This window comes from Candidatus Eisenbacteria bacterium (assembly GCA_013140805.1).
In the GTDB taxonomy this organism is placed as follows: Bacteria; Eisenbacteria; RBG-16-71-46; order RBG-16-71-46; family RBG-16-71-46; genus JABFRW01.
Map to the genome: position 1 here is coordinate 1 of JABFRW010000072.1, position 8,885 is coordinate 8,885.

The 8,885-nt window shown below is 70.4% G+C and carries 10 protein-coding genes; all 10 read right to left on the minus strand.

Features of this window, described 5'->3' with window-relative positions:
* Positions 1–316: hypothetical protein (locus HOP12_06285; protein ID NOT33764.1), on the minus strand; the 316-nt coding region annotated here is incomplete at its 3' end.
* The gene (locus HOP12_06290; protein ID NOT33765.1) at positions 313–1,158 is read right to left on the minus strand and encodes a hypothetical protein; all 846 of its coding nucleotides are present in this window, start codon (positions 1,156–1,158) and stop codon (positions 313–315) included. The genes HOP12_06290 and HOP12_06285, both read right to left, overlap by 4 nt.
* Complete coding sequence (epsI, locus tag HOP12_06295) at positions 1,155–1,790, minus strand: EpsI family protein (GenBank protein NOT33766.1); 636 nt, start codon at positions 1,788–1,790, stop codon at positions 1,155–1,157. The genes HOP12_06290 and epsI overlap by 4 nt, the downstream gene beginning before the upstream one ends.
* Positions 1,787–2,668, minus strand: coding sequence for an exosortase/archaeosortase family protein (locus tag HOP12_06300; protein ID NOT33767.1), 882 nt, complete (start codon positions 2,666–2,668; stop codon positions 1,787–1,789). The genes epsI and HOP12_06300 overlap by 4 nt, the downstream gene beginning before the upstream one ends.
* Before the next feature lie 47 nt (positions 2,669–2,715).
* On the minus strand, positions 2,716–3,276 hold the full coding sequence (locus HOP12_06305) for a sugar transferase (protein NOT33768.1): 561 nt from the start codon (positions 3,274–3,276) through the stop codon (positions 2,716–2,718).
* Between the two features lie 80 nt (positions 3,277–3,356).
* Positions 3,357–4,211 (minus strand): methyltransferase, encoded by an 855-nt coding sequence (locus HOP12_06310; protein ID NOT33769.1) that lies wholly within the window; start codon positions 4,209–4,211, stop codon positions 3,357–3,359.
* Positions 4,208–6,298 carry a GNAT family N-acetyltransferase gene (locus tag HOP12_06315; protein ID NOT33770.1) on the minus strand — a complete coding sequence of 697 codons (2,091 nt, stop codon included), beginning with the start codon at positions 6,296–6,298 and terminating at the stop codon, positions 4,208–4,210. The genes HOP12_06310 and HOP12_06315 overlap by 4 nt, the downstream gene beginning before the upstream one ends.
* Before the next feature lie 13 nt (positions 6,299–6,311).
* The gene (locus HOP12_06320; protein ID NOT33771.1) at positions 6,312–7,433 is read right to left on the minus strand and encodes a glycosyltransferase; all 1,122 of its coding nucleotides are present in this window, start codon (positions 7,431–7,433) and stop codon (positions 6,312–6,314) included.
* Positions 7,430–8,653, minus strand: coding sequence for a glycosyltransferase family 4 protein (locus tag HOP12_06325; GenBank protein ID NOT33772.1), 1,224 nt, complete (start codon positions 8,651–8,653; stop codon positions 7,430–7,432). The genes HOP12_06320 and HOP12_06325 overlap by 4 nt, the downstream gene beginning before the upstream one ends.
* On the minus strand, positions 8,650–8,885 hold a 236-nt coding region (locus tag HOP12_06330), incomplete at its 5' end, for a glycosyltransferase (protein NOT33773.1). The genes HOP12_06325 and HOP12_06330, both read right to left, overlap by 4 nt.

An 8,885-nucleotide genomic window follows, 5' to 3' on the forward strand; every position in this document is an offset into this window, starting at 1 on the left:
GCTCGAAGAATTGAAGGGCGACCGTGACGAGCGCGCGCCCGGCGATCCGCGCCACATCACGCGCCAGCGTGTCGCCGGCGATCGCGCGCGGCACCCAGACCGCCGCCGGCCAGCGTTGCGCGATCGAGCGATGCGCGGCGAGCGCCTGCGCGACATCTCGCTCGCTGGCGAGCCGCGGATCGATCGCCAGGCGGTCGACGCGACGTTGCGCATGCCATGCGGCCTTCTCGGCCAGCCACCGTTCCGACAGCGTGCCGGGACGACAGCCCGCCGCGGCTACGAGCACCAGACACGCGAGCGCCCAGCGCGATCTCATGCCCACGTGTCGTCCTCCACGCGCGTCCGGTAGCACACCACCGCCGCCCCCGCGAGCACGAATCCCGCGAGCGTCGCGAATCCGATCTGCGCCACCACCATCGCGGCGACCAGTTCGGGCCGGCCACGCTCGACCAGGCGTTCGGTGAAACGCGCGAGGAACTCGAGCGGGAAGCCCGCCACCGTGACCAGCGTCGAGAGCACCACGACCGTGACTCCGGCGCGCATGAACACGCGCGGAATCTCGAGCCACGCGCCGAGCGGCGAGCGCGACGCCCGCATCACATGGACCGGGACCAGCAGGAAGAGCGCCTGCAATACGGTCGCCGCAAGGGTCGCGAGCAGACCCAGCGCGCGCACCGTGATCCCGGAGCTGCCGCGCCCCTCCATCCATCCCGCGAGCCCGAACGTCAACACCACGGTGAGCAGGTGCAGTGGCGCCTGCGCGACGATCAGCGCCGGAGCACGGCGCAGCGCCTCGCCCAGCGCCACACCGGGATGCGGCGTGCGGCCCGCCCACAGCTCGTCGAATACCCACACCGACGCTCCGACCACGATTGAGCCGAGCGTCGCCACGATCACGAACGCGCCGCGCGCATGCAGCCCCGGCAGAATGCGAAACACATTCGGGTAGTGCAGCACCGCGTCGCCCGAGATCGCCGTCAACAGCGGCGCCATGACACCCGACACCGCCGGATGCGCAAAGCCCGCCAGCAGCGCCAGCCATGCCAGCTCGACCAGGATCAGCGGCAGCCACGGAATCCACAGGCGTGGATGCAGGCTCGCCCGCGCCACCAGCGCGAGCGCGTGTCCGGCCAGTGCGATCTGTTCGAGCGGATTCACGCGCCAGTCCGCGGCGCTCGAGAGAGAATCGACGGCAATGAGCGCGCGACACTCGAAGCGAAGTCTCGCACCACGCGCTCGGCGTCCTCGTCGGTCGCGTGCACGATCGTCTCGACTCGCACGAATGCCCCCCATGCCGGCGCCCCGAGTGCGCCTTTGAGCGCAAGTCGCTGGCGAAACTTCGCCACGTCCGAGGTTGCGAGTCCCTCGGCATTCCACCAGTAGTAGACCAGTCGGCGTTCGCGGCGCGACTGGGCGACGAACCGATTCACCACCAGGCCCTCCGCACTTCCATCCTGGATGCGAGCGGGTTCGACTCGTTCGACCAGATAACCCTGCGACTCGTAACACAGTTTGGGATCGTGTGCGCCGTAACGTCGCCGCTGGTGATAGACGATGCACAGCCACACGCGCTGGTCATTGCGCTGGTAGCGCCGCACGAGGATCTCGTCCGCCCGCAGCTCCTCGATCACCGCATCCTCGAACGACAGCTCGGCACCGTTCCAGTCATCGAGCAGCAGCGGGCAGCTCGCCAGAATGTTGCCCCCGAGCGCGTAGTCGGTGGGCGGATGCAGCGCCACATAGAGGCCGGTGAGCGCGAGCAGCAGCACGGTGGCGACGAAGCGGATCATCGCGCGAACACCGCGGGCTGGCGGTCGGTGCGTGGGCGACGAGCGCGCGGTGACAGCCACCATCGCACCGACAGCAGCCCGATCAGCGAGGCGGCATACAGCACCACTCCGGACCAGTCATGTGCACGCCCGCCGGCCTGCTGAACGCTCAGGTAGTGCCCGACCACCAGCAGCAGCGTGATCCGCAACACGTTGCTGAACATCGCGACCGGGATCGCGGACAGGAACATCGTGATGCGGCGCCACGGACCGCCGGGCTGGAAGATCGCGAACAGCGCACCGGTCGCGAGCAGCGCGATCAGCGATCGCAGCCCGCTGCACGGATTCTCCACCCGCAGCTCGCCGCCCTGCAGCCACAATGACATGCCGTTGCGCTGCACCAGTACGCCGAGCTGCTCGGCCAGCGTCGTCGAGAGTCGCACCGTGATCTCCTTGAGCGCGAAGCTCAGCTCGTTCACGATCACGGGCGGGAACGGCAGCATGAAGATCAGGTAGCCGAGCGGCACCGCGAGCTTGCGCAGGCGCGGGATGCCCTGATACGAAATCGCGAGCCCGAACACCATCAGGAGCAGCGAGTAGCCTTCGAGTGCGAACAGGTCCGCACGCATGCCCGCGACGAGCGCCACGCACGCGAGCACGACCAGCACCAGTCCGCGCGCATCGGGAGCCGGCGGCACCGCGGCGATCGCCCGTCGCCGCAGCCACAGCAACGCCAGCACCACGATCGGGACCAGCGGTCCGTGCGAGTAGCTCTCGTTGGTGCGCCACACTTCGGCGAGTTTGGCGAGCGCGCGGTGATAGACGAGCGCGAGGAGCAGCGCCAGCACCGCCACGCGTGCGAAGCGGCCGAGCGGCCAGCGGCGCGGCGCAGCGGTCACGCTCTCCGCGCGGGGCGAAGCCGCCGGCGCGGGTGCAGGCTCGCGGCTCAATTGACGCCTCGTCCGACCAGCAGCGCGAACGGCGTGCGCAGCAGGATCGCCACGTCGAGCGCCGGACCGCAGCGCTCGAGGTAGTAGCGATCCAGCTCCACTTTGCGATGGTTCGGCACGTCGTCGCGGCCGTTGATCTGCGCCCACCCGGTCACCCCGGGCTTGAGCGCGTCGACGCCGGCCGTGCGGCGCATCGCGATCAGATCGTCCTGATTGAAGAGCGCCGGGCGCGGGCCGACGAACGTCATCTCGCCGCGCACGATGTTGAACAACTGCGGCAACTCGTCGAGGCTCGAACGACGCAGGAATCCGCCGATCCGCGTCACGTGCGAAGCATGCCGGCCGACCATCAGATGCGAGGCGACCTCCGGGGTGCCGACTCCCATGGTGCGGAACTTGTAGATCACGAACTCGGCCGAGCCGCGGCCGATGCGGCGCTGTCGAAACAGCGCCGGTCCGCGCGAATCGAATCGTACCAGCAGCGCGATGAGCGCCATCGGCACGCCGAACAGCGCCAGCAGCGCCGCGGCGCCTACCAGGTCCGAACCGCGCTTGATCCACGCGTAGGGCGCGCGCGGAACCGGCGCGATCGAGCGCGGCGCGCCGGGCGGCCGCGAAGGATCGAGCGTGGCTCCGTTCAATCCCCGCGCCCCGCCACGATGAGCTGTCGGCGCGCGCGGCGTTCGCCGAGCCTCCACTGTCGCTGCAGCGGCTGCATCACCCAGTCGTAGATCGGTCCCGGCAACGTCGCGAGTCCGCCCCAGTAGAGCTCGTGATGCACCACGCGCAGGCCGTTCGACTCCATCACGGCGCGCATCTGCGACGGGGTGAAGGTGCGCTCGACCGCGTAGGCGTGCCGCTGGCCGTCGGGCGCGACGTACTCCTGGTGCACCTGATCGCGCACGTGCGACAGCCGCTCGAGGTGGATCGGATTGCCGCCGTTGATGTCGCCCACCACCAGCACGCCACCGGGCTTCAGGTGTTCTCGCACTTTCTGGATGAACGGATCGAGCGGGTCGATGTGCGACAGCGCGTTATAGACCCACACCAGGTCGACATTGCGCTCCCACTCGCGCGTCAGGTCGGCGCGCAGGTTGCGAACCGCGAGCGTCTCGCCGGTGGTCTCGTGGTAGAAGGCGAGGCGCCGATCGGCCGCCGCCAGCCGATCGGGCCGCAGGTCGACCGCCAGCACCTCGGCGCCGACCGCCGCGTACATCATGGCGAAGGTGCCGAATCCGGAGCCCGCGTCGAGCACCACCGGGCGGTCGCGGCGCGCCAGCCAGCGTGCGGTCCAGCCCGCATCCCCGCGCCAGGTGCCGCGCAGCTTGCGGCGGATCGCCTCTTCGTCGCCCGGCTTCGGAAGGCCCTTGTAGTAGTCGCCGAACGCCTCGCGCTCGCCGGCGGGCAGGAAACGTTGGTGGGCCGGATACTCGACCTCGATCGTCCATCGCAGGAATCGCTCGAACTTCGCACGCGCGGCTTCGATCGTCATCGCGATTTACCCTCCCCGGTCTTGCGCAGACTTCTCCACCACGCTGCCACGCGCGGCCGCGAGCGGCGCACCGCCGCCGCGAATTCGTTCGGCAGCCGCCACACCGGGCCGCCGCCGAGTCCGCAGTGAATCTCGACGAGTTCGCCTCGCATGTCGCGCTTGAAGCGCGTGGCGCCGCCCCAGTTCATGCGGCGCATGCCCAACTCGCGTCCGCGACGCACCGCCTCCCACGCGAGCATGAAGTTGGCGCCGGACTTCTTGCCGGCGAGCGACGAGGCGTTGGTGCGGTAGTCGAGCATGCCGCCGGGCGCGAATCCGAATCCCGAACCGGCCTCCACCACCCCGTCGCGTTCGGCGACCAGCAACCAGTGCCACGGAAGCTCCCATTCACGCCAGCCCTCTCCGGGGGCCGGATCGGGGAGGTTCGATTCGGGTGCGACGAACGTCGCGTCGAGTTCACCGTCCGCGCGACGGCGCGCCTCGGTTTCGTTCTGCAGCCGATGAAAGGCGCGGAACTGCTCGGGACGATCCGCGACCACGACGACGAGCCCGTCGCGAGCTCCCTTCTTGATGCTGGACTGCTTGGACTTGTCGAGCGCCTTCCAGAGCACGTCCTCCTCGGGCGTGATGTCCAGCACGATGGTCGGACCGGCGCGAAAGCCGGGCCACTCCGCCGCCGGCGCGTCGGGGGAAAAGAACTCGAGTCGCCGGCCCGGCACCACGCGTTCCGCCGCGAGCGCGAGCACGCTCGACTCCGCCGGTGTGATGCCGGTGGTGCCCTCGCCGCCTTCGACAACGCACTGCCAGCGCCACGGCCAGCCGGATACCCAGCCGCCGCGCTCCTCGCGCAGCACCACCGCGGCGGCGGGATCGCCGACCAGCAAGGCGATCGAGTGCCGACCGTGACGCGCCTCCCACTCGAGGTGATCGAGCCGCATCGCGTAGTGCGCGTGCGCGCAGCGCGACAGGCGCTGACTCCACAGCGCTTCGAACCCGGACGGACGCTTCTCGCGGGTGCTCCAGCGCTCGAGCTGCGGCGGATGCGCGGCCGCAGCGAGACTTGGTGCACGTGCCGGCCGCAATCGTCGCGCGACGCGTCTGGCGCGTTCGCGCGCGTGGCGCACCGTGACTTCGCCGCGGTGACGGATCGCCGAGAGCCCGCGGGCTGACAACCACGCGTGGTAGGCGATCGGCGTCGCGAGGTCGCCCGCGAACTCGCGCTTGAATCGATTCATCCCGCCGAGGTTGATCCAGCGGTAGCCGTCGGCGCGCGCCTGCCGCACCTCCTCGAACGACAGCAACGCGAACGCGCCGTCGAGGCGCGCTCGCTCGCTGCTGGCCCCGGCTCGCGCCTCCAGCACGCCACCGCGAAACACCCCATCTCCGAGTCCCGACTCGATGTTGCCTTCGAGTTCGGCGACCAGCAACCACATCCACGGCAGTTCCCACTCACGCCAGCGCTCCCCCGGGCGAGCCGCCGCGGCCGGCGAAACGTCGGGCGTGAGTCCATGTCGCAGCGTGGTCTCCTGCTGGAGGGTCGCGAACGACCGCAGGTCGTCGAGTCCCCGATGCCCGCGCACGACGTAGCCGAGCCGCTGGGCCTTGCGGACCATGCGTCGCTTGCTGGAGCTCATCGCGTGCAACAGATCGTCGTCCTCGTGCACGATCGAGTACATGAGCGTGGTGCCGGCCTGAAACCCCGCGATGCCGGGCGGCGGCGCGTGCGGCGAATACCAGCGCACTGCACCCCCACCTGCCAGCTCGCGCGCGTGCGCGAACAGCACCGCGGTCTCCTCGCCGGTAATGCCGACCGGGCCGAGCCGTTCCGGGCCCTCGATCACCGCCTGAGTGCGCCACGGCCAACCGCACACGCGCTCGCCGTGCGATTCGCGCAACACGAACGCAGCCGCGAGCCCGGGCCCCTCGAACTGCACCAGCTCCGCGTGGCGACCGTGCGAGGCCTCCCAGTCGATCAGACGCAGATCGAACGAGAAGTTCGCGTGCGGCGAGCGCGCGAGGCGCGCGTTCCAGCTCGCGCTGAACTCGGGCGAGCGCGGCACACGCGTATTCCAGACCGAAAGACTCAAGGGCTCCCTCCCATCACGCGACCCGACGGGCCGGTGCCGCCTCGGCGAGCGCCACACGATAGAGGGACTCGGTCTCGCGCACCATGCGCTCGGCCGTGAAGCGGAGCTGCCAGCGTTGCCGTGCGGCCGCGCCGAACGCTGCGCGGCGCGCCGGGTCGCCGACCAGCTCGTCGATCGCCCCCGCGAGGGCTTCCGCGTCGCCGATCGGGACCAGTCGTCCGGTCTCGCCGTCGACCACCGCCTCCGGCGTGCCACCGACCCGCGTGCTGACCACCGGCCGCGCGGCGCGCATCGCTTCGAGGATCGTCATCGGCAGGCCTTCACGCTCCGACGAGAGCAGGAACACATCGCAGGCTTCGAGCAGGTCCGCGGCGTCCTCGCGCGGTCCCAGGAATCGCACCCGCTCCGAGACGTTTCGCGCCGCGGCCTGGGCCTCGAGTGCCGCGCGGCGCGAACCGTCGCCCGCGATCCACAGCACCGCGGCGGGCCGCGTCGCGGCGACGCGCGCGAACGCCTCGACCATGACGTGCTGGGCTTTCTGACGCGACAGGCTGCCGATCGTGAGCAGCGCCACCGAATCGGGGTCCAGGCCGAGCTCCCGGCGCGCCTCCTCACGCGGGCGGGTGTGCGGTGCAGACGCGATGCCGTTGGCCACGGTGACGAAGCGCCGAGCCATCCAGGGCAGGCGGGAGACGTGGCTTTCCAGCACGGCCTGACACACGCACACCACGCGTCGCGTGAAGGCGGTGGCCAGGGGTTCGAGCAGCGGATAGAAAACGGAGTGGCGACCGCGAAAGTGCAGCGTGTGCTCGGTGCGAAAACACACCGGCACACCGGTCAGCGCCGCGGCCAGCGTCGCGTAGAGGCCCCCGGTCGCGTTGTGTCCGTTGATCACGTCGGGGCGCGCGGCGCGGACCAGCGCGACGAGGCGTCGCACGCCCTCGAGCCGTGCGCCGCCCTTGCCGAGTACGGTGGTGTGGGCGCCGGCGGCACGCGCGGCCTCGAGCGCCGGACCGTCCAAGTTGAGGGCGACCACGTGCGACTCGATGTCGGGCGCCGCGTGGCGGACATGCTCGACCACCACCGTCTCGGCGCCTCCGCGGCGCATCGATTCGACCACGTGCAACACCTTCATCGCGAGGCTCCCGCACGCCCGGTCGACATCAGGAGCTGGAACGTGCGCTCGAAGTTCGACTCGACGTCGAAACCCTCGTGTACGCGGCGGCGTGCCGCCTCGCCGAGCCGGTCGAGTGCCGCCGGATCACGAAGCAGCGGCTCGATCGCGGCCACCATCGCTTCGACATCGTCCGGTGCGGTCAGCGTGCCGGTCACGCCGTGTGTGACCGCCTCTTCGAGTCCCGCAGCCTGGGTACCCGCGCATGCGAGCCCCATTCCCATCGCCTCGACGATCACGTTGGGAATCCCGTCGCGGCGACCGTTCGAGAGCACCCGGCTCGGAGCGAGCAGCAGCCACGCGCTGCGATAGAGCGGCAGGATGTCTCGTTGCGGCAACGCGCCGCGGAAGGTCGCGGCATCGGTGACGCCGAGCTCCGCCGCCAGTGTCGCAAGACGCTCGCGTTCGGGACCGTCGCCGACCAGTTCCAGCCGCGCATCGAAGCCGCGCTCGCGCAGCCGCGCCAGCACCCGGATCGCGGTGTCGTAACCCTTGCCTGCGTGCAGGCGTCCGACGGTCAGGAACTGCGGGGTGGCCGCACGCACGCGTCCGCTACCGTCGAAGCGCGTCAGGTCCACGCCGTGATAAATCCACTCGACGTGTGACGCAGGCCCGGCCAGCGTGCGAAGCATCTCGGCGTTGCCGCGCACGCACGCCGCTACGAAGTCGGCGGCGCGCACCTTTTCGGCGAGAAACGCCTGGGTGCGGTAGAGGTCCGAGCCGGCATGTGCGGCGAGACTGAAGCGCCGTCCGGTGAGGCGTGCCGCGAGGTACGCCACACTGCCGGGGAAATGGGCCCAGCCGCCGTGAATGCGATCGAACCGTTCACGTTCGACGAGGCTCGCGACCCGCGCCGCCGCCGGCAGGTAGCCGATGTGACCGGCAAGGGCGTAGAGGCTGCCGCGCGAAGCCCAGATCATGCGCAACGCGTCCGGGATCAGCACGTGCGGTTTGCGGATGAGCCATCTGAGCAGCGCGAGCCATCCGGCCGGCGCGAACGGCGAACCGACGCTGGTCGTCACCGCCTCGAGCACCCGATGCTCGGGTTGCACGTTCTGTCCGGGACCTCGCAGCCGCAGCACCCGGACCCGCACGCCGCGCGCGAGCAGTCGATGCACCTCGTTCTCGAGGAAGAACGCCTGGGTCGGAAACGCGGTGGTGACGTAGACGACCGAGTTCATGCGTCCTCTCGGCGGCGGGCGAACGCCGATTCGTAGAAGGTCTCGTGGGCTCGCGCCATCGCGGCGATGCTGCGATGCGCGAGCACATCGACGCGCGCGGCCTCCCCGCGGCGCCGCGCTTCGGTCGGGTCGGCGAGCGCCGAGGCGAGTGCTCGAGCGAGCGCGGCCGGATCCCGGGCCGGCACCAGCCAGCCGGTGCGTCCGTCCTGCATCACCTCGGGCGTTCCTCCTA